This window comes from Streptomyces sp. NPDC054765, from assembly GCF_053612065.1.
In genome coordinates, this window is the sequence record NZ_JBSHBP010000008.1 from 111,962 (window position 1) to 131,055 (window position 19,094).

Consider the following 19,094-nt stretch of genomic DNA (forward strand, 5'->3'; position numbering starts at 1 on the left):
AAATGATTCTGCCGTGCGTGCGGTTGAATCGGAGCAAGGTTACGTGTCCTCATTGTATGAGCTGCTCACCGAGCGGCTTTCCGAGGCGCGAGCGAACCGGGCGAGTGTGCTGAAGGCCCCGGCGGACGGCGCCGGCGAGGCGTACGAGAGAGAGATCGCCGCCGACCGTCTGACCAAGGAGATAGGCCGGCTGGAAGGCGCCGAGAAGGGGCTGGTCTTCGGGCGCATCGACTGGACGGACGGCACGGCCCTGCGCATCGGGCGGATCGGACTGCACACGGAGGAGGACGAACTGCCGCTGCTCGTGGACTGGCGCGCGAACGCGGCGCGGCCCTTCTACGAGGCGACACCGGTCCACCCGATGGATCTGCGGCGGCGCCGGCACCTGCGCCTCGAGGAGCGCACGGTCGTCTCGGTGAGCGACGAACTGCTCGACGGGACCGCCCCGACCGACGAAGACGTCGTGGGGGACGGCCCGTTGACCGAGGCTCTGTCGGCACGGCGTACGGGCAGGATGCACACGGCCGTCGCGACGCTGCAGGCCGAGCAGGACGAGATCGTCCGCTCCGCCCACCGCGGGGTGACCGTGGTGCAGGGCGGGCCCGGCACCGGCAAGACGGTGGTCGCCCTGCACCGGGCGGCCTACGTCCTGTACGCGTTCCCGCGCGCCGCGGAGGAAGGCGTCCTCGTGGTGGGCCCCAACGCCCGTTTCCTCGACTACATCTCCCAGGTCCTTCCCTCGCTCGGGGAGAACGACGTCGATCTGGCGACCTGTCAGGAACTGGCCGGAGTGTCCCCGGACGCGGTGGACCCGTTCGACACGGCGCGCCTCAAGGGCGGCCTGGACCTCGCCGACGCCCTGGCCGGCCTGCTGCGAGACCACCAGGCCCCCGCCGGTGACTTCACCGTCCGGGTCGGGCAGGAACTGGTCCACCTGTCCGAGAAGGAGGTCGCCACTGCACGCGCCGCCGCCCTGGCGGCCGCATCCGGCCACAACCCCGCGCGCCAGGCGTTCAAGGAACTCCTGGTCGACGCCGTCAGCGACGCGATGCAACGGGACATGGGCGACCTCCTGGAGCAGATCGACGCCGATGCCGAGCAGATGACGGGCCTGAACCTCGACCGGTTCACAGGGGTCGCCCAGCGCCGTGCCGAGGGCGCCGCCGACCCGGGTCCGGTCCACGAGCTGGACCTGGACGCCATCGGGGCCGATCTCCTCGACGACGCCGGTGTCGACCGGGCGGTCGAGGCGCTGTGGCCGAGACTGGTACCCGGCGACCTCGTGAAGGCACTGCTGACGGATGCCGACGCCCTGGCCGAGCGCCTGCCGACCCTTACCCCGCAGGAGCGGTCCCTTCTCCTGCGTGTCCCGGACGCCCCGTGGACCGATGCGGACGTGCCGTTGCTGGACGAGGCGGCGAGCCTGGTCGACGGCCCGCCCGAGCGGACGTACGGGCACGTCGTCGTCGACGAGGCGCAGGAACTGACCGCTATGCAGTGGCGGATGATCGTCCGCCACTGCCCGGCGAGGGCGATGACGCTGGTGGGTGACTTCGCCCAGTCGGGCCCGGCCACGACGGCACGCGACTGGAAGGAAGCCCTGAGCCCGCATGTCGGGACGCGGTTCAGACTGCACGACCTGACGATCAGTTACCGCACCACGCAGGAGATCCTGGAGAGCGTCCGGGACCTGCTCGCGCGGATCGCTCCGGACCAGCGGCCCACACGGTCACTGCGCAGCGGTGAGAGCCCGCGCACCGTGACCACACATGGGGACGGCTTGGTCACCGCCGTCGTGGAGGAACTGCGCGCCCAGAGCACCGCGCAGCCGGACGAACTCCTGGGAGTGATCTGCGCGGACACCCGGGTGAGCCAGTTGACGGCTCACGGCATCGCCGACCACGCACGCATCGTGCCCGCGTCCGAAGCACGTGGCCTCGAGTTCGACGGGGTCGTCGTCCTGAACCCCGAGGAGATCATCACGGCCCGCCCCGGCGGGGAGAGGGATCTGTACGTGGCCCTGACCCGGGCCACCAAGCGCCTGTGCACCATCACCACCCAGCCCGCATGATGGCGCGGCGCCCGCGTGGTCGCCGCGGGCGCACAAGTGCCCCAACACGCCGTCAACGTACGCACTGGTGTAGCCCTGGCCTCCCTGCTCAGCCTGATGTCCTGCCTTCCGGCGTGCGTCGTCCAACGAGGGAGCCAGCTACCAGGTCCCTGCAGACTGAGACCGACGGAGTCTGCGACCTGCTCTACCCGTCCGAGGGGTTCGCCTCGGACGGGTAGGCGACCACCAGGCTGTAGTGGATTCGCAGTGCGGGATAGTGTCTCACGCTACCGTTCACCGGCTACCTGGTCCCGCCCGCAGCGGAGTGACGTTGCTCGGGCGCCCGCTGAGCACGTCCCGCAACTCCTCGTTCTCCAGGGTCAGTCGCGTGATCTCCGCCAGGAATCCCTGGACATCGTCGCGAAGCCGGACGATCTCCTTGTTCTTGTTAGCGATGGTGGTCTTGAGGTCGGAGATCTTTCTGCGGAGCCGGACTTCGGCATCCGGAGTTCCGCCCCGGGCCCTGACTCGGTCGTAGAACTTGTTCTTGAGGTCGGTGTGCCGCTGGGTCAGGGCGTTGCGGGGAACATCGGCCTCGATAGCGAGGGCGACGATGGTGAGCGCTCCGTTGGAGCGTTCAGGTGTGCCGTCGAGGATGCGGTCCATGGCGGCGCGAATGCGGTCGCGTTCGTCGGGTGCCGGGCTCATGCCGTGATGTCCTCAATAGTGAAGCGGGTGCGGTCGTGTTCGTCGGCTTGGTCGCGGAACTGCTGGGCTGCCGCGAGACCGCGGTCTGCCAGCGGACCGGGAACGTGGTCGGCTTCAATCTCCAACTGCTGGGCCCGTTCGCGGAGCGCGATTGCTTGCCGGTCGGTTCGGACAATGTTTCCGCAGTTCGGGACGCAGCGGTCAAGGATGGGCTCGGAGAGTCGGCCGTCCTCCTGGCAGGGAGCTCTGTCGCTCCTGAACAGGCAGAGCAGGAGGGCTCGGGGGTTGTCGTAGAGCACGCTGCCGTCCCGGGCCAGGTGGCGGCGGGCCAGTGTGTGTTTGACGGGGAAGTCTCGTTTGACCAGGCCGCCTTGAAACATGGGGCCGGTGGTGGCTTGGAGGAGAGCGCGGCGGGCTGCGGGACCGGAGATGCCTTCGCCGGCTTCGAATCGCTCAGCCAGGTCGGCGGCGGCATCAGCGGTGGCCAGGGCGGTCTCGATGTCGACGAGCTGGTGGATGCCGGAGCAGCTGCGGCTGCCGTAGCGGCCCGACTCGTCGGTGTTCAGCACGGTGCGCATGTGCCCGTACTGGATGGCGAGGGCGACCAGTCCTCCTGGTCGGCGTGCGATGTGCCAGGCAAGGCTTCGGCGGAAGCGTCCCAGTCCGATCCTGCCGTGCGGGTCGGGTGGGATCACTTCTCCTGGAAGGTCGTGGGTGTCGGTTTCCGCGTTGGCCCAGGTCACGAAGTCCTCGATCCGAGTCCGAATGGTGTCGGCGATCAGCGAGCCGGTCCGTGTGTTGGGGTGGGTCCGGTTGTGGACGGATGCGCCGAAGAGCAGGTCGCCCTCGGGGACGAGTCGTTCGAGGACTCTGATCGCGTTGACGACCGGGGCGATGGCGACCCAGCGGACGGCTCGTTCGGCTCCGCTGGGGAGGTAGTTGCCGGTGTCCGGGTCGGTGGCGGTCTTGAAGTGCCGGCTGCGGATCAGGAGATGCGGCTCGTCGTCAAGATCGTCCTCCAGCTCGTCCTCGTCGTCGAGAGACTCGTCGACGTCTTCGGACTGGATGCGCATCAGGTGTCGCCCTTGCCCGTCTTCGGGATCAGAACAGCAGCCCGAGCGCATCGCGAGCACTACTGGCGGGAGGGGGTTATTCCGACCGTGCACTATTCCCCGTCTTCCGTACCGTTGCTTCGCTGCTGCAACCGCCGATGTCCGCTCGGATTGCTGGGGATCCTGGCTATGCGAGGTCCTTGCGCATCAACGTGCACATGGTTTCGTACCGCTTGACCGAACCCTCTTCTGTCTCCACATCCCAGGAGTCCAGCTCGCGGCCGTAGGGCCGGTAGCCCAATCGCTCGTAGAGAGCTCGGGCTCTGGCGTTGCTCTCCTCGACGCCCAGTTCGGCCACCGCCAGACCACGGGCTGTGATTCGGGCCTCTGCGGAGCTGATCAGCAAGGTGCCTACGCCGCACGACTGAAGCGCTGGATGGACACCGAGCTGCCAGAGCGTGCCAGCACCACTCTTGAGCATGTAGTCGACGCCGCCGATCGCCACCGGCACGTCTGCGGGTCCGCAAACGGCCAGGTAGTCGACCTGGCCGAGGTCAGCCCGCCGCAACTGCTCGGCAATCTGCCTCACGTGCATGGCGGAGCCCGACCAGGCGCACGAGGGCAGGTCCTCGTGGGCGAGATCGCGCACGGACAGGGAGACCCTGATTTCGGTCACTGAGACCACCTCCAGCCTGAGAGGCTCCAGGACACGCCGGACAGCCGCAACATCATTTGGGCAACCGCCTCGATGGCGAGTCATCTGCCGCCCGGGCTGCGAGGTACTCGGCCCAGTCTCGTCGGGCGTAGGCGACCCAGCGGAGCGCGGTGTGGCGGTGCATCCCGGTCACGTCGGCGAGGATCGGGCTGGGGAGATCGGCAGCAAGAGCGGCCAGCGCCGCGTTGCGCGCAGTGCGACCGTGCGGTGGCACTGACCGAGGAACAGGCCGGGCTGTACGAGGCCGTGGTGCGCGAGGGGCTCGACGAGATCGCCGGGACGGACGGGTTCGCCCGCCGCGGGCTGGTGGTCAAGCTGCTCACCTCGCTCAAGCAGATCTGCAACCACCCTGCGCAGTACTTGAAGGAAGGCGCCCCGGCGGACGGGGGCCGGGTGGATGGAACGGTGCGCATTGCGGGGCGTTCGGGGAAGGTCGAGCTGCTGGACGAGCTGCTGGACGCCCTCCTGGCCGAGGGCGCGGGCGTGCTGGTGTTCACGCAGTATGTGCAGATGGCACGGCTGCTGGAGGCCCATCTTGCGGCGCGCGGGGTGCCCACGCAGTTCTTGCACGGCGGTACACCGGTGGCCCGGCGCGAGGAGATGGTGCAGCGTTTCCAGGACGGCGCGGCGCCGGTGTTCCTGCTGTCGTTGAAGGCGGCGGGTACGGGTTTGAACCTCACCCGCGCGACGCACGTCGTGCACTTCGACCGGTGGTGGAATCCGGCCGTCGAGGCACAGGCCACCGACCGCGCGTACCGCATCGGACAGACCCGGCCGGTGCAGGTCCACCGGATCATCACGGAGGGCACGATCGAGGACCGGATCGCCGAAATGCTGTCCCGTAAGCAGCAGTCGGCCGATGCGGTTCTGGGGTCCGGCGAGGCCGCGCTGACCGAACTCACCGACGCCGAGCTGGCGGACCTGGTCGTACTGCGAGGGAGTGAGCGATGAACATGCGCGGAGGGGAAGCGTCGATGGATCCGCACGGGGCGGGTGCGGAGTACCCGGACCGGGAGGCTTCGGAGTACCCGGACCGGGAGGCTTCGGAGTACCCGGACCGGGAGGCTTCGGAGTACCCGGACCGGGAGGGTGCGGAGTATCCGGAGGAGGGGGACGCGGCGGCCGGTGAGCGGACGTTCGCTGCGCTGCCCGCGGCGCGCGGGCGGGCCTTCGCGCGCAGTTGGTGGGGGCAGGCGTGGCTCAAGGCGCTGGAGGACACCGCGCTGGACGGCGAGCAGCTGAAGCTCGGGCGGCGGCATGCGCGGGCCGGTGCGGTCGGCGCAGTGTCCGTGCGCCCCGGGCGGATCACCGCGGTCGTCCAGGACCGCGACCATACGTGGCACCGGTCCGATGTCCTGCTGCAGCAGTTGGGCGCGGCCGACTGGGACCGCTTCCTGGATCTGGTCGCGGACCGGGCCGGGCATATCGCGGCGCTGCTGGACCGGGACATGCCACCGGCCCTGGTGGAGGACGCGGCCGCCGCCGGGATCGAACTGCTGCCGGGGATCGGTGACGTGGAGCCGGCCTGCAGCTGCGGCGCCTGGGACCACTGCGCGCATTCGGCCGCGCTGTGCTATCAGCTGGCGCGGCTGCTGGACGAGGATCCCTTCGTGCTGCTGCTGGTGCGTGGCCGGGGCGAGCAAGCACTGCTCGACGAGTTGCAGAGCCGCAGTGCGGCGCGGGCGGCGGGGCCGACGGCCGAGGACGGGGCGGCGGCGTGCTCCGGCACGGGAGTACCGGCGGCCGAGGCGTACGCGGCGCGGGACATTCTGCCGCCGCTGCCCGCGGCACCGCCGCCGGTTGCCGCGGCGGGTGCCCCGCCGGCGCTCGGTGGCGGCACCCCGCCCGCACCCGGGGTGGACGTGGCCGCGCTGGAGTTCCTGATCGAGGACGCGGCGGCGCGTGCCCAGCAGTTGCTGGCGGATGCGCTCTGCGCCCGGCACCCGGACAGTCCGCTGCCGCCCGTGCTGACTCCCGGCCAGGACGCGGTGCGGCTGGCGGCGGCCGGCCCCGGGGACGTCATATCGGCGCGGCTGGCGGCCGGTTCGGGGCGTGATGCGCGGGGGCTGGCGCCGGCCGTACGGGCCTGGGAACAGGGCGGCACGGCCGGGCTCGCGGTTCTGGAGGAGGAGTGGACACCGGGGCCGCAGGCGCTGGCACGGGCCACCGGCAGGCTCGCGGCCGCGTGGCCCGCGCCGCCGATGTCTATCTGACCTGGGGCGGAGCGGATCGTGGAGTACCAGCGGCTGGGCATCGAGGAGTTCATCCTCTCCGGGCACCCTCATGTCAAGGAGGCGTACTGGTTCGGGGAGGGGGTGCTGCCGGTGCTGCGGGACGCCGGGCTGTGGCGGCATCCGGCCGCACGGCCCGACGCGTCCGAGTCTGCCGCGCAGGTTCCGTTCGCCGCCGGGGTGGGCCGCTGCCCCCGGGCCGGGCGGCCCGCCGCGACGCCCCTGGCACCCTCCTCCCCATCCGGCTGCGCCGTGCCCTGCGCACCGCTCCGGCCAGGGGCTCTGTCAACGGCGGGCGTTACGATCCGGGTGAGGAGTGAGCACCCACGCGTCCCGCAGCACGGAGAGGCTTTACACCATGATCAGCACGTCCCCGCCGCTCGCCGACGCCCTCGCCGCGGGGCCGGTCGTCCTCGACGGCGGGCTGTCCAACCAGCTGGAGGCGGCCGGGCACGACCTCAGCGACGCGCTGTGGTCGGCCCGGCTGCTGGCCGAGGAGCCGGAGGCGGTGGTGCGGGCGCATCTGGCGTACTTCGAGGCCGGGGCGCAGGTCGCGATCACGTCCAGCTATCAGGCGACGTTCGAGGGGTTCGCGCGGCGCGGCATCGGCGAGGAGCAGGCCGCGGCACTGCTCGGCCGGAGCGTGACGCTGGCCCGCGAGGCGGCCGGGCGGGCGTCGGCCGGCGGGGTTGCCGGACCGCTGTATGTGGCGGCTTCGGCGGGGCCGTACGGGGCGATGCGGGCGGACGGCTCCGAGTACCGCGGCCGCTACGGCCTGTCGGTGGACGAGCTGGAGCGGTTCCACCGGCCGCGGCTCGAGGCGCTGGCCGCGGCGCGGCCCGATGTGCTGGCGCTGGAGACGGTGCCGGACGTCGAGGAGGCCCGTGCGCTGCTGCGGGCGGTGCGCGGACTGGGTGTGCCGGCGTATCTGTCGTACAGCGTCATGGGTGACCGCACCCGGGCCGGGCAGCCGCTGGCGGAGGCGTTCGCGGTGGCGGCGGACGCGGACGAGGTGATCGCGGTGGGGGTGAACTGCTGCGCGCCGGAGGATGCGGACCGGGCCGTGCGGCCGGCGGCGCAGATCACCGGCAAGCCGGTGGTGGTCTACCCCAACAGCGGGGAGAGCTGGGACGCCGGGGCGCGGGCCTGGTGCGGCAGCCCGACGTTCAGCACGGACCGGGTCGCCGGCTGGGCCGCGGACGGCGCCCGGCTCATCGGCGGCTGCTGCCGGGTGGGCCCGGACGCCATTGCCGAGCTGGCGGGCGGGCTCGGCCGCTGAGGGGCGGCCCGGGAGCGGGCCCCGTCGGCCGGACGCGGGCCGAAGGCGTTACACAGACGCAACCGACGCGGCGGCGACAGCGCCCCGGGCCGGTGGCAGGATGCAGCCACATCGCAGCACGCACGGCTTGGTTGGTGTTCATCCTGCCCCTGGAGGGCCTGTGTCCGCTCGCTCCGCTTTGCCTGTCATAGCCATTACCGCGGCCGTCGCCGTTCTGGCGGGGTGCAGCAGCATCACGTCCGACGGGAAGAAGGGGGCCGGCGGCCTGGAGCTGGTCTCCTCCGGGACGCTGAAGACCTGCACCCACCTTCCGTACGCGCCGTTCCAGGTGAAGAAGGACGGCAAGGTCGTCGGGTTCGATGTGGACCTGGTGGACCTGGTCGCCAAGGATCTGGGGGTCAAGCAGGAGATCGTCAATACCCCTTTCGAAGGGATCGAGACCGGCCAGGACTTCACCATCCGCACCTGCGATCTGGCCGCCGCCGGCATGACGATCACGCCCGAGCGGGACAAGGTGATGGATTTCTCCGACCCTTACTTCAACGCCACCCAGGCGCTGCTGACGAAGCAGGGCAAGCCCTACAAGAAGGTCGAGGACCTCAAGGGCAAGAAGCTCGGATACCAGAAGGCCACCACCGGCGGGATCTTCGCCAAGAAGCACGGCAAGGGCGTCGAGCTGGTGGAGTTCGAGGATCTGGGGCTGCTGCTCACCGCCGTGAAGTCCGGACAGGTCGATGCCGGCATCAATGACAACGGTGTGCTCCTCGACTATGTGAAGCAGAATCCCGACACCGAGGTCACTGCGGAATTCAATACCGGTGAGCACTACGGCATCGGCGTACGCACCGGCAACGACGCGCTGCGCAAGAAGATCAACGCGGTCATCAAGAAGGCGAAATCCGACGGGAGTTACGACCGGATCTACAAGAAGTGGTTCGGCACCACTCCGAAGAGCTGAGGCCGCCCGTCATGTCTCTGTCCAGACGACAGCGCGCCCGGGTGATCCGTGGCGTGCAGTACGGCGTCCTGGTCGTCGCCGTGGTGGTCTTCGCGCTGGTCGCCGACTGGCACCAGCTGCGGATGGCGTTCTTCGATGTCGGGGTCGCGAAGGCGCTGTTCCCGGACATCGTCACCACGGCACTGGTCAACACCGTCCTCTACACCCTGCTCGGCTTCGGCTTCGGTCTGGCGCTCGGTCTGGTGCTCGCGCTGATGCGGCTCTCGTCGGTGCCGCCCTACCGCTGGATCGCGGTCACCTATATCGAGTTCTTCCGCGGGATCCCCTGTCTGCTGGTGTTCATCGCGCTCGGCTTCGGTGTGCCGCTGGCCTTCGAGGTCGCGCTCGATATGAACGTCACGGTGATGCTGTCGCTCGGGCTGGTGGGCGCGGCATATATGGCGGAGACCATCCGGGCCGGAATTCAGGCCGTCCCCAAGGGGCAGACGGAGGCGGCGCGTTCACTGGGGATGTCGCACGGCCGGGCGATGGTCTCGATCGTCATTCCGCAGGCATTCCGTATCGTGCTGCCGCCGCTGACCAATGAACTGATCCTGCTGACCAAGGATTCCTCGCTGGTGTATCTGCTGGGGCTGTCCCTGGGCCAGTTCGAGCTGGCCAACTTCGGCCGGGACGCCCTCAATGAGCACAAGAGCCTGACCCCGATCCTGATCGCCGGGCTGCTCTACCTCGTGATCACCCTCCCGCTCGGCCAGCTGGTCCGTCGGCTGGAGGCCCGTACGGCGAAGGCCAGGTGAGCGGCGTGACGACCGACCGGACGGCACCAAAGACGGCAGACCCGAAGGCCATCGATGTCCAGGGCCTGCGCAAGGCGTTCGGCGCGCTGGAGGTGCTGCGCGGGATCGACTTCTCGGTGGCGCGCGGTGAGGTGGTGTGTGTCATCGGGCCCTCGGGGTCGGGGAAGTCGACCCTGTTGCGTTGTGTGAATCTGCTGGAGGAGCCGAGCGCGGGACGGGTCATCGTGGCCGGTACCGAGGTGACCGACCCGGACGTGGACATCGACCGGGTCCGCCGGCGGATCGGGATGGTCTTCCAGGCCTTCCACCTCTTTCCGCATCTGACGGCGCTGGAGAATCTGACGATCGCCCAGCGGCGGGTGCTGCGCCGCGACCGCGGTGAGGCGGAGCGGATCGCCCGCGCCACTCTCGAACGGGTCGGGCTGAGCGACAAGGCGGCTGCCTACCCCGCGCAGTTGTCGGGCGGGCAGCAGCAGCGGGTGGCCATCGCCCGTGCACTGTCCATGGACCCGGAACTGATGCTCTTCGACGAGCCGACCTCGGCGCTGGACCCGGAGCTGGTCGGCGATGTGCTGGCGGTGATGCGGGCGCTGGCGCGGGAAGGCATGACGATGCTCGTCGTCACGCATGAGATGAGCTTTGCGCGGGAGGTCGCCGACCGGGTGGTGTTCATGGACGGCGGGGTGATCGTCGAGGAGGGCACTCCGGAGCAGGTGGTGGGCGCCCCGCAGCACGAGCGGACCCGGACCTTCCTGGCACGGGTGCTGGATCCGGCTGCCACCGAGGTCGGCGAGTGAAGCCGCCCTACGGCTGGGAGGCCTGAACTTCGCGGCCCGTGCCACCGCCCCCGCGCTCTTCGGTACGGCGCTGCGCGACGACGTGGTGCCGCCGTCCACCGGCTTCGCCGCCTACCACCACTACGCGGGCGGGAAGGAGCTGAAGGTGTGGCGGTTCAACGCCCACGAGGGGGGGCGGCGGCGAGCAGCGGGCGGCCGAAATCGCCTTTCTGCGCGAGCTGTTCGGCTAGCGGCCGCCCGGGTTCCGCCGGAGGCTGTCAGACGGTCCCCAGCAGGTGCTCCAGTGCCAGCTGGTCCAGATGCTCGAAGGCCATCCCGCGGGCGGCCGCCGCCTCGATGTCGAAGGTCTCGTAGGCGGTGCCGTCGGCGAGCAGTCCGGCCAGGCCGTCCTCGGCGGTGGGCCGGCCGAGCTGGTCCAGGCGCGCGGCGTGCAGCGCGTCCTGGACGGCCGGGTCGGCCCGGAAGGCCGCGGCACGCTCCCTGAGGATCAGATAGTTGCGCATACAGCCGGCCGCCGAGGTCCAGACGCCGTCCAGGTCCTCGGTGCGCGGCGGCTTGAAGTCGAAGTGCCGCGGCCCGTCGTAGCCGGCCGTCTCCAGCAGGTCGACCAGCCAGAACGCGGACCGCAGATCGCCCGCGCCGAAGCGCAGGTCCTGGTCGTACTTGATCCCGCTCTGGCCGTTGAGGTCGATATGGAAGAGCTTGCCGGCCCACAGCGCCTGGGCGATGCCGTGCGGGAAGTTCAGCCCGGCCATCTGCTCGTGGCCGACCTCGGGGTTGACGCCGTAGAGCGCGGGGCGCTCCAGCCGCTCGATGAAGGCGAGGGCGTGGCCGACGGTGGGCAGCAGGATGTCGCCGCGCGGCTCGTTGGGCTTGGGCTCGATGGCGAACCGCAGGTCGTACCCCTGCTCGACGACATACTGGCCGAGCAGGTCGAAGGCCTCCTTCATCCGGTCCAGGGCGGCCCGTACGTCCTTCGCCGCGCCGGATTCCGCGCCTTCCCGTCCGCCCCAGGCCACATAGGTGCGGGCGCCCAGTTCGGCGGCGAGGTCGATGTTGCGGAGCGTCTTGCGCAGCGCGTAGCGGCGGATGCCGCGGTCGTTGGCGGTGAAGGCGCCGTCCTTGAAGACGGGGTGGGTGAAGAGGTTGGTGGTCGCCATCGGGACGACCAGGCCGGTGGTGTCCAGTGCCTTCCGGAAGCGTCTGACGGCCGTCTCGCGCTCGTTGTCCCCGGCACCGAAGGGGATCAGGTCGTCGTCGTGGAAGGTGACGCCGTACGCGCCGAGGCCGGCGAGGCGGTGGACGGATTCGACGGGGTCCAGGGCCCGGCGGGTGGCGTCGCCGAAGGGATCACGGCCCTGCCAGCCGACGGTCCACAGGCCGAAGCTGAACTTGTCCTCGGGAACGGGCTGATGGCTCATGCCGGCCCCCCGCTTTCCCCTGCCTCGTACGTGCAGGGCGCACACCCCGCGAGGGTCCTCCCCCGGCGTTCATCCGGGGCGACCCGCCCACCGCGTTCGCTCATCGCGACTCCCTCGGTCATTTCGTCAACGCGCTTTACAAATTCCGCCGCGGCCAAACTAATATGCGGCAGCACACCGGGGAACCCCCTGGACCGAGACCATGGAGTACGGCCGCCGAGGGAGAGTGCACGATGGGCGCGCAGTCAGCGGGACCGCTGGTCGTCGGGGTGGACAGCTCGACCCAGTCCACCAAGGCGCTGGTCGTGGATGCGGCGACCGGTGTGGTCGTCGCCCGGGGCCAGGCCCCGCACACGGTCAGCGACGGCGACGGCAAGGAGAGCGACCCCGGGCAGTGGTGGCGGGCGCTGGGCGAGGCGCTGGCGCAGTGCGGCGATGCGGCACGGCAGGCCTCGGCGCTGTCCGTCGGCGGTCAGCAGCACGGGCTGGTCGCGCTGGACGCGGCCGGTGAGCCGGTACGCCCGGCCATGCTGTGGAACGACGTACGGCCGGCGCCCCAGAGCGAGCGGCTGATCGCGGAACTCGGGGGTGCACGGGCCTGGGCCCAGCGGGTGGGGAGCGTACCGGGGCCGGCGTTCACGGTGGCCAAGTGGGCCTGGCTGCGGGAGAACGAGCCGGCCGCTGCCGCCGCCACCGCCGCGGTACGGCTGCCGCACGACTACCTCACCCAGCGCCTGACCGGCGAGTCCGTCACCGATCGCGGCGATGCGTCCGGGACGGGCTGGTGGGCCTCGGCCACCGAGTCCTACGACCCGGAGATCCTGGCGCACGTCGGGCTGTCCCCCGAGGCGCTGCCGCGGGTGGCGCTCCCGGGTGAGGCCGCCGGGAGCGTGCACGCCGGTGATCTGCCGCTCCCCCATGGCGCGTTGGTGGCCGCGGGGACCGGGGACAACATGGCGGCCGCCCTCGGGCTGGGCCTGCGCCCCGGGCAGCCGGTGCTGAGCCTGGGAACCTCGGGGACGGTCTATGCGGTCTCCACCCACCGGCCCGCCGATCCGGCCGGCACCGTGGCGGGCTTCGCCGACGCCCGCGGCGACTGGCTGCCGCTGGCCTGCACCCTGAACTGCACGCTGGCCGTGGACCGGGTGGCGGCGCTGCTGGGGCGCGACCGGGAGGCCGTGGAGGAGGGCGGCGGTGTGGTGATGCTGCCGTTCCTCGACGGCGAGCGGACCCCGAATCTGCCGGGCGCCTCGGGCCTGGTCCACGGGCTGCGGCACGACACCACCGCCGGTCAGCTGCTCCAGGCCGCCTACGACGGCGCGGTGTTCGCGCTGCTGCAGGCCCTGGACCGGGTGCTGGACGCGGATGCCGCGCCCGGTACGCCGCTGCTGCTGATCGGCGGCGGGGCGAAGGGCCGGGCCTGGCGGGAGACCGTGCGCCGGCTGTCGGGCCGCCCGGTGGTGGTGCCCGAGGCACAGGAGCTGGTGGCGCTCGGCGCGGCGGCACAGGCGGCCGGGCTGCTGCTGGAGGAGGACCCGGCGGCGGTGGCCCGCCGCTGGGGCACGGCGCGCGGCGCGGAGTACGAGGCGCTGCCGCGGGACATCGCCGCGTGGGACCGGCTGGCGTCGACACTCGCCGACGGCGGGGCGCTGCTGCGACGGTGACCGCAGCCCCGCAGCCGTCCGCCCGACGAGATCCACGCCCCCGCCCCCGGCCCGAGGAGAAACCCGTGACCGCGCCCGGCGGCGATACCCAGCACGGCATCCGGCGGCGCAATCTGGCCCGGGTGTTGCAGACCGTGGCCGCACAGGGGCCGCTCTCCCGGCCGGCGGTCGCGGCACGGATCGGGCTGACCCGGGCGGGCGTGGCTCCCCTGGCCGATGAGCTGCTGCGGGCCGGGCTGCTGGTCGAGACGGGGCGGGCGGCGACCGGCGGACGGGGCCGGCCGGGCAGCGAACTGGCGGTCAGCGACCGCGGCCCGGCGGGAATCGGGGCCGAGATAGGCGTCGACCATCTGGCGGTGTGCGCGGTCGATCTGCGCGGGCGGGTCCGGGCCCGGGTGGCGGCCGGTGCGGCGAACCGGCACAGCGCTCCCGGACCCGTGCTGCGGCGGCTGTCCGTGCTGCTCGCGGAGGTGACCGAAACGATCGCCGGCGAGGGGCTGCGGCCGGCCGGGCTGGCGGTGGCCGTGCCCGGTCTGGTGGCCCGTGGTTCGACGACCGTGGTGCACGCCCCCAACCTCGGCTGGCGGGCGGCCGATCTGGCACCGGGGCTCGCCGGGGCCACGGCCCCGGCGGACGGTTCCTTCGTCCTTCCGCTCACCGTCGAGAACGAGGCGAACCTCGGTGCGCTGGCCGAACTGCGGCTGGGCGGGGGCGACGGCCGGCCGGCCCCGCCCCCGGACTTCGTGCATGTGTCGGCCGAGGTCGGTATCGGTGCCGCGGTCGTCGTGGACGGTCAACTACTGCGGGGGGCACGGGGGTTCGCGGGGGAGCTGGGACATGTGCCGGTGTATCCGGACGGCCCGGCGTGCGACTGCGGCGGGCGGGGCTGTCTGGAGCGGTACGCGGGGGAAGAGGCCGTGCTGCGCGCGGGCGGCCTGACTCCCGGGCGGGCGGCGGCCGCCCATCGGGGGCCGGGTGCCCGTATCGGCCTGCTGGCGCACCGGGCCGCCGACGGGGACACGGCTGTCGTGCGGGCGCTGCACGAGGCGGGCACGGCACTCGGTATCGCGCTGGCCGGGGCGGTGAATCTGCTCGATCCGCGGGCGGTGGTCCTCGGGGGCGCGCTGGCCGGGCTGGCGCCCTGGATCCTGCCGTCCATGGAGCGGGAGTTGGCACTGCGGACGGCGGTCGCGGCGGACTCCGGGCGGGCCGGCGGGCCGGTGGTGACGGTGTCCCGGCTGGGCGCGGACGGACCGCTGCTCGGGGCGGCGCACGCGGCGCTCCAAGCCGTACTGAACGATCCCCTCCACTCCTGCGCCCCGGCACACTCTCCCCGGAATTGAACCCGCTAAACCTTTCCATGGAACGAGAATTCCATGCCACCCCATCGAGCGATTGTGCCGATAAAAACAGCACCACTATCTTCGGTTCGGCGGGTTGCCGCGGAGCTGCCGTGAACAGGGGGTTCCGCGGCGTTCCGCAACGCACTCTTCGAAGAGATAGGTGGCATGGTGACGATTGCCGACGAATCGCTGCACGGCAGCGCGGAAGATGCCCAGAATTCCAGTCTGAGTACCACCGCCGCGCGGAATTTGGCGACGACCACCAAGACCGCACCGCAGATGCAGGGCATCACTTCGCGCTGGCTGCTGCGGCTGCTGCCCTGGGTGCAGGTGTCCGGCGGCACCTACCGGGTGAACCGCCGGCTGACCTACACCCTGGGCGACGGGCGCATCGATTTCGATATCCGCGGCGGCGATGTCTCGATCATTCCCGAGGAGCTGCGCGAGCTGCCCGCGCTGCGGGAATTCACCGATACCGAGGTACTGGCCGCGCTCGGCGAGCGGTTCACCCAGCAGGAATACGCACCCGGTGAGCTGATCGCCGAAGCCGGCGAGCCGGGCGACCGGCTGGTGCTGATCGCGCACGGCCGGGTGGACCGTATCGGCACCGGCAAATACGGCGAGGAGGCGGTGCTCGAAGCGCTGGCCGGCGGCGACCACCTCGGGGACGCACCGCTCACCGACCCCGAGGACACCTGGCAGTTCAGCTATCGCACGGTGACCCGGGTGACCGTGATGGCGCTGCCCCGGCAGGCCGCACAGGAGGTCCTCGACCGCTCCCCCGGCCTGCGCGAGCATCTGACGGCGGCCCGGCAGGACTCCGCTCAGCCCACGAACGCCAGTGGGGAATCGGCGGTCTCCGTCACCTCGGGCCACCATGGCGAGCCGGCCCTGCCGGGCACCTTCGTCGACTACGACCTGGCGCCGCGGGAGTACGAACTCAGCGTCGCCCAGACGGTGTTGCGCACCCACAGCCGGGTCGGCGACCTCTACAGCGACCCGATGAACCAGGTCGAGGAGCAGCTGAAGCTGACCGTCCAGGCGCTGCGCGAGCGCCAGGAACACGAGATGCTCAACAATCCCGGGTTCGGACTGCTGCACCACGCCGACCTCAAGCAGCGCATCCGCACCCGCACCGGCCCGCCCACCCCCGACGACCTCGACGACCTGCTGGCGACGGTCTGGAAGGACCCGGGCTTCCTGCTCGCCCATCCCCTCACGATCGCCGCGATCGGCCGGGAGTGCAGTGCCCGCGGACTGTATCCGACCGCGGTCGATTTCATGGGGCATTCACTGCCTTCCTGGCGTGGGGTGCCGATTTTCCCGTGCAACAAGATTCCGGTGACACCGGAGCGGACGAGTTCGATTCTGCTGTTGCGTACCGGTGAGGAAAAGCAGGGCGTCGTCGGCCTGCACCAGACCGGAATTCCTGATGAATACGAGCCGAGCCTCTCGGTGCGCTACATGGGTCTCGACGACCGGGCCGTCATCAAATATCTCGTCAGCGCCTATTATTCGGCGGCCATTCTCGTGCCCGATGCGCTGGGCGTTCTCGACGACGTACAGATCGGCCACTGAACGGCCCACGGGCAGCAACCGGCGCGCCCGAGGAGCGGCCCCTTCTCGCCGCCCGGCCGCGCCGACCGTACGCATGTGCAGGCACTGCACACACAGCACCGCACGCACAGCACCGACAGAACAGGTGAGCCTTCTTCATGACCACATCGGTGGATCCGACGTCCGGCCCGCAGCCCTCCGCGATCGAGCAGAGCCGGTCCAGCCTGGACACCACGGCCGCCCGCAAGCTGGCGACCACGACCAAGACCGTGCCGCAGATGCAGGGGATCTCCTCCCGCTGGCTGCTGCGCATCCTGCCCTGGACGCAGGTCTCCGGCGGTACGTACCGCGTCAACCGCCGCCTTACCCACACCCTCGGCGACGGCCGGGTGGACTTCACCTCGACCGGCTCCGAAGTCCGGGTGATTCCTGCGGAGTTGCGGGAGCTGGCGCCGCTGCGCGGCTACACCGACCCCGCAACCCTGGAGGCGCTGGCGGAGCGCTTCGTCCAGCGGGAGTTCGCGCCCGGCGATGTGCTGGCGCGGGCGGGCGCACCCACGGACCGGGTCATCCTGATCGCCCACGGCAAGCTCGACCGCATCGGCGCCGGCAAGTACGGCGAGGACACGGTGCTGGGGGTGCTGGCCGACGGTGACGCCCTCGGTGCCGCGGCGCTGCTGACACCGGACGCGGAGTGGGAGCACTCCGTACGGGCGGTGACCCGGGTGACCGCGCTGACCCTGTACCGCAGCGACCTCGAAGAGGTACTGGGCCGGTCGGAGTCGCTGAGCGGCCATCTGGAGGAGTTCCGGGCGGCGTTGGTGCCGGCGCAGAACAAGCACGGCGAGGCGGCCATCGAGCTGGCCGCCGGCCATGTCGGCGAGCCGGCCCTGCCGGGCACCTTCGCCGACTACGACCTGGCGCCGCGGGAGTACGAACTCAGCGTCGCCCAGACCGTGTTGAAGGTGCACTCACGGGTCGCCGACCTCTACAACGACCCGATGAACCAGCTGGACCAGCAGCTGCGGCTGACCGTGGAGGCGCTGCGCGAGCGCCAGGAACACGAGATGCTCAACAACCCCGGGTTCGGGCTGCTGCACAACGCCGACCTCAAGCAGCGCATCCACACCCGCAGCGGGCCGCCGACCCCCGATGACCTGGACGAGCTGATCTCCCGGCGCCGGAAGACCCAGTTCCTGCTGGCGCATCCGCGCACCATCGCGGCGATCGGGCGGGAGTGGAACGCCCGGGGGATCTACCCCACCACCGCGGAGTTCGAGGGCACGGCGGTCCGCGCCTGGCGGGGCATCCCCCTGCTGCCGTGCAACAAGATCCCGGTCACCCCGGACCAGACCAGCTCGATCCTGGCGCTGCGGGTCGGCGAGGAGAACCAGGGCGTGGTCGGGCTGCACCAGACCGGCATCCCGGACGAGTACCGCCCCGGCCTGTCGGTCCGCTTCATGGGCATCAATGACCAGGCCGTCATCAATTACCTGGTCAGCGCCTACTATTCGGCGGCCGTGCTGGTACCGGACGCGCTGGGCATCCTGGAGGACGTAGAGATCGGTCACTGACCTGGGGGATCTGCCCGGGTGCCGTGCTCAGGACCGGCCGTCGGGGCCGGGGGGCGCGGCACCCGGGTGACGTCCGATCAGGTATCTCGCTCCCTCCTGACCTGCGCCGTTCCGCCTTTGGTCCAGCCATTGGCAAAGCGGCCATTCCCTTGGCAGGGCGTGCTCTGTTGCGCATCATGAACGCACCGCATGTGTGCGTGACATGTACGCGACCACTCCCCCTCGGTCCTTGTCAGGAGTTCACATGGAGCCCGCCCCCCGTCGCCCGGCCCGCCGGCGTCTGCTCACCGGTGCGGCCGCGCTCGCGGCGTCCGCCACACTCGCTCCCCTTGCCGCGGCCGACACCGGCGCCGGTGCCGCTCCCTCCCCGCGGGCGCCGCGCGGCGCCGCCTACCCCCCTGTCCACGGGGTTCCGGCAAGCCCGTCCAACTACACCGCCGCCAACCGGCCGACGCAGTATCCGATCGAGATGGTCGTGGTGCATGTGACCCAGGAGACCTATGCGGACACCCTCAAGCTCTTCCAGGACCCCCGGCACAAGGCGGCCGCACACTATGTCGTACGGTCCGCCGACGGCTCTCTCGCCCGGTGCGTCAGCGAGCGGAACGTCGCCTGGCACGCCGGGAACTGGGACTACAACACCCGCAGCATCGGCATCGAGCACGAGGGCTGGATCGACGACCCGACGTGGTTCACCGACCCGCTCTACGAACAGTCCGCCCGGCTCACCGCCGCCATCTGCGACCGCTACCGGATCCCCAAGGACCGCGAGCACATCATCGGCCATGTGGAGGTTCCCGGCACCGACCACACCGACCCCGGAGAATTCTGGGACTGGGCCCGCTATCTGCAGCTGGTCACCGATGCCTCCTGGCACAGCGCCGGATGACACGGCGTGCGCCCTGCCGCTCCCGGCGACACGACGGCCGTTCTGCGGGTGTACGGATT

At 71.0% G+C, this 19,094-nt stretch carries 15 protein-coding genes and 3 pseudogenes; 14 read left to right on the forward strand and 4 right to left on the reverse strand.

All coding sequences use genetic code 11. The features are described 5' to 3' along the window. Positions 1 to 43: 43 nt before the first annotated feature. Entirely contained in the window at positions 44 to 2,071 is a 2,028-nt protein-coding gene (locus ACWGJY_RS08115; RefSeq protein ID WP_453259946.1) for a HelD family protein, read from the forward strand. 273 nt (positions 2,072 to 2,344) lie between these two features. On the opposite strand, the gene ACWGJY_RS08120 is transcribed toward ACWGJY_RS08115, so the two are convergent. The 3 genes from ACWGJY_RS08120 to ACWGJY_RS08130 form a co-directional block, all read right to left on the reverse strand. Continuing rightward, positions 2,345 to 2,758: a hypothetical protein gene (locus tag ACWGJY_RS08120; protein ID WP_453259947.1), complete on the reverse strand. Its 414-nt coding sequence runs from the start codon at positions 2,756 to 2,758 to the stop codon at positions 2,345 to 2,347. Further along, positions 2,755 to 3,831: a hypothetical protein gene (locus ACWGJY_RS08125; RefSeq protein WP_453259948.1), complete on the reverse strand. Its 1,077-nt coding sequence runs from the start codon at positions 3,829 to 3,831 to the stop codon at positions 2,755 to 2,757. The genes ACWGJY_RS08120 and ACWGJY_RS08125 overlap by 4 nt, the downstream gene beginning before the upstream one ends. Positions 3,832 to 3,997: 166 nt before the next feature. After that, on the reverse strand, positions 3,998 to 4,486 hold the full coding sequence (locus ACWGJY_RS08130; RefSeq protein ID WP_453259949.1) for a GNAT family N-acetyltransferase: 489 nt from the start codon (positions 4,484 to 4,486) through the stop codon (positions 3,998 to 4,000). A 24-nt stretch (positions 4,487 to 4,510) separates the two neighbouring features. On the opposite strand from ACWGJY_RS08130, the pseudogene ACWGJY_RS08135 reads away from it, so the two are divergent. The 8 genes and pseudogenes from ACWGJY_RS08135 to ACWGJY_RS08170 form a co-directional block, all read left to right on the forward strand. Continuing rightward, positions 4,511 to 5,476 (forward strand): annotated as a pseudogene (locus ACWGJY_RS08135) (DEAD/DEAH box helicase); the annotation flags it as partial. Continuing rightward, positions 5,473 to 6,738, forward strand: a complete 1,266-nt coding sequence (locus ACWGJY_RS08140) for an SWIM zinc finger family protein (RefSeq protein WP_453259950.1) — start codon at positions 5,473 to 5,475, stop codon at positions 6,736 to 6,738. The pseudogene ACWGJY_RS08135 and the gene ACWGJY_RS08140, both read left to right, overlap by 4 nt. 6 nt (positions 6,739 to 6,744) lie before the next feature. Further along, positions 6,745 to 6,933, forward strand: a pseudogene (locus tag ACWGJY_RS08145) (LLM class flavin-dependent oxidoreductase); the annotation flags it as partial. A 181-nt stretch (positions 6,934 to 7,114) separates the two neighbouring features. Then, the gene (gene mmuM, locus ACWGJY_RS08150) at positions 7,115 to 8,035 is read left to right on the forward strand and encodes a homocysteine S-methyltransferase (RefSeq protein ID WP_453259951.1); all 921 of its coding nucleotides are present in this window, start codon (positions 7,115 to 7,117) and stop codon (positions 8,033 to 8,035) included. Between the two features lie 160 nt (positions 8,036 to 8,195). Beyond that, positions 8,196 to 8,993 carry a basic amino acid ABC transporter substrate-binding protein gene (locus ACWGJY_RS08155; protein WP_453259952.1) on the forward strand — a complete coding sequence of 266 codons (798 nt, stop codon included), beginning with the start codon at positions 8,196 to 8,198 and terminating at the stop codon, positions 8,991 to 8,993. Positions 8,994 to 9,004: 11 nt separating this feature from the next. Then, entirely contained in the window at positions 9,005 to 9,790 is a 786-nt protein-coding gene (locus ACWGJY_RS08160) for an amino acid ABC transporter permease (RefSeq protein WP_453259953.1), read from the forward strand. Beyond that, positions 9,787 to 10,587: an amino acid ABC transporter ATP-binding protein gene (locus ACWGJY_RS08165; RefSeq protein ID WP_453259954.1), complete on the forward strand. Its 801-nt coding sequence runs from the start codon at positions 9,787 to 9,789 to the stop codon at positions 10,585 to 10,587. The genes ACWGJY_RS08160 and ACWGJY_RS08165 overlap by 4 nt, the downstream gene beginning before the upstream one ends. A gap of 70 nt (positions 10,588 to 10,657) precedes the next feature. Next, positions 10,658 to 10,702, forward strand: a pseudogene (locus ACWGJY_RS08170) (hypothetical protein); the annotation flags it as partial. A 142-nt stretch (positions 10,703 to 10,844) separates the two neighbouring features. Here the strand turns inward: ACWGJY_RS08170 and xylA are convergent. After that, positions 10,845 to 12,008, reverse strand: a complete 1,164-nt coding sequence (gene xylA, locus ACWGJY_RS08175) for a xylose isomerase (protein WP_453259955.1) — start codon at positions 12,006 to 12,008, stop codon at positions 10,845 to 10,847. A gap of 233 nt (positions 12,009 to 12,241) precedes the next feature. On the opposite strand from xylA, the gene xylB reads away from it, so the two are divergent. The 5 genes from xylB (at position 12,242) to ACWGJY_RS08200 (ending at position 19,035) form a co-directional block, all read left to right on the forward strand. Further along, positions 12,242 to 13,672 (forward strand): xylulokinase, encoded by a 1,431-nt coding sequence (gene xylB / locus ACWGJY_RS08180; RefSeq protein WP_453259956.1) that lies wholly within the window; start codon positions 12,242 to 12,244, stop codon positions 13,670 to 13,672. 65 nt (positions 13,673 to 13,737) lie between these two features. Beyond that, positions 13,738 to 15,015: an ROK family protein gene (locus ACWGJY_RS08185; protein WP_453259957.1), complete on the forward strand. Its 1,278-nt coding sequence runs from the start codon at positions 13,738 to 13,740 to the stop codon at positions 15,013 to 15,015. 165 nt (positions 15,016 to 15,180) lie between these two features. Further along, on the forward strand, positions 15,181 to 16,593 hold the full coding sequence (locus tag ACWGJY_RS08190; RefSeq protein ID WP_453259958.1) for a family 2B encapsulin nanocompartment shell protein: 1,413 nt from the start codon (positions 15,181 to 15,183) through the stop codon (positions 16,591 to 16,593). Between the two features lie 137 nt (positions 16,594 to 16,730). Beyond that, positions 16,731 to 18,146, forward strand: a complete 1,416-nt coding sequence (locus tag ACWGJY_RS08195) for a family 2B encapsulin nanocompartment shell protein (RefSeq protein WP_453259959.1) — start codon at positions 16,731 to 16,733, stop codon at positions 18,144 to 18,146. Positions 18,147 to 18,390: 244 nt separating this feature from the next. Next, complete coding sequence (locus ACWGJY_RS08200; protein ID WP_453259960.1) at positions 18,391 to 19,035, forward strand: N-acetylmuramoyl-L-alanine amidase; 645 nt, start codon at positions 18,391 to 18,393, stop codon at positions 19,033 to 19,035. Positions 19,036 to 19,094 lie beyond the last annotated feature (59 nt).

Bases quoted from the DNA above. Each gene is read 5' to 3' on its own strand.
- ACWGJY_RS08120 (WP_453259947.1), bottom strand. From the start codon at position 2,758: ATGAGCCCGGCACCCGACGAACGCGACCGCATTCGCGCCGCCATGGAC.
- ACWGJY_RS08125 (WP_453259948.1), bottom strand. From the start codon at position 3,831: ATGCGCATCCAGTCCGAAGACGTCGACGAGTCTCTCGACGACGAGGAC.
- ACWGJY_RS08140 (WP_453259950.1), top strand. From the start codon at position 5,473: ATGAACATGCGCGGAGGGGAAGCGTCGATGGATCCGCACGGGGCGGGT.
- mmuM (WP_453259951.1), top strand. From the start codon at position 7,115: ATGATCAGCACGTCCCCGCCGCTCGCCGACGCCCTCGCCGCGGGGCCG.
- ACWGJY_RS08160 (WP_453259953.1), top strand. From the start codon at position 9,005: ATGTCTCTGTCCAGACGACAGCGCGCCCGGGTGATCCGTGGCGTGCAG.
- xylA (WP_453259955.1), bottom strand. From the start codon at position 12,008: ATGAGCCATCAGCCCGTTCCCGAGGACAAGTTCAGCTTCGGCCTGTGG.
- xylB (WP_453259956.1), top strand. From the start codon at position 12,242: ATGGGCGCGCAGTCAGCGGGACCGCTGGTCGTCGGGGTGGACAGCTCG.
- ACWGJY_RS08190 (WP_453259958.1), top strand. From the start codon at position 15,181: ATGGTGACGATTGCCGACGAATCGCTGCACGGCAGCGCGGAAGATGCC.
- ACWGJY_RS08195 (WP_453259959.1), top strand. From the start codon at position 16,731: ATGACCACATCGGTGGATCCGACGTCCGGCCCGCAGCCCTCCGCGATC.
- ACWGJY_RS08200 (WP_453259960.1), top strand. From the start codon at position 18,391: ATGGAGCCCGCCCCCCGTCGCCCGGCCCGCCGGCGTCTGCTCACCGGT.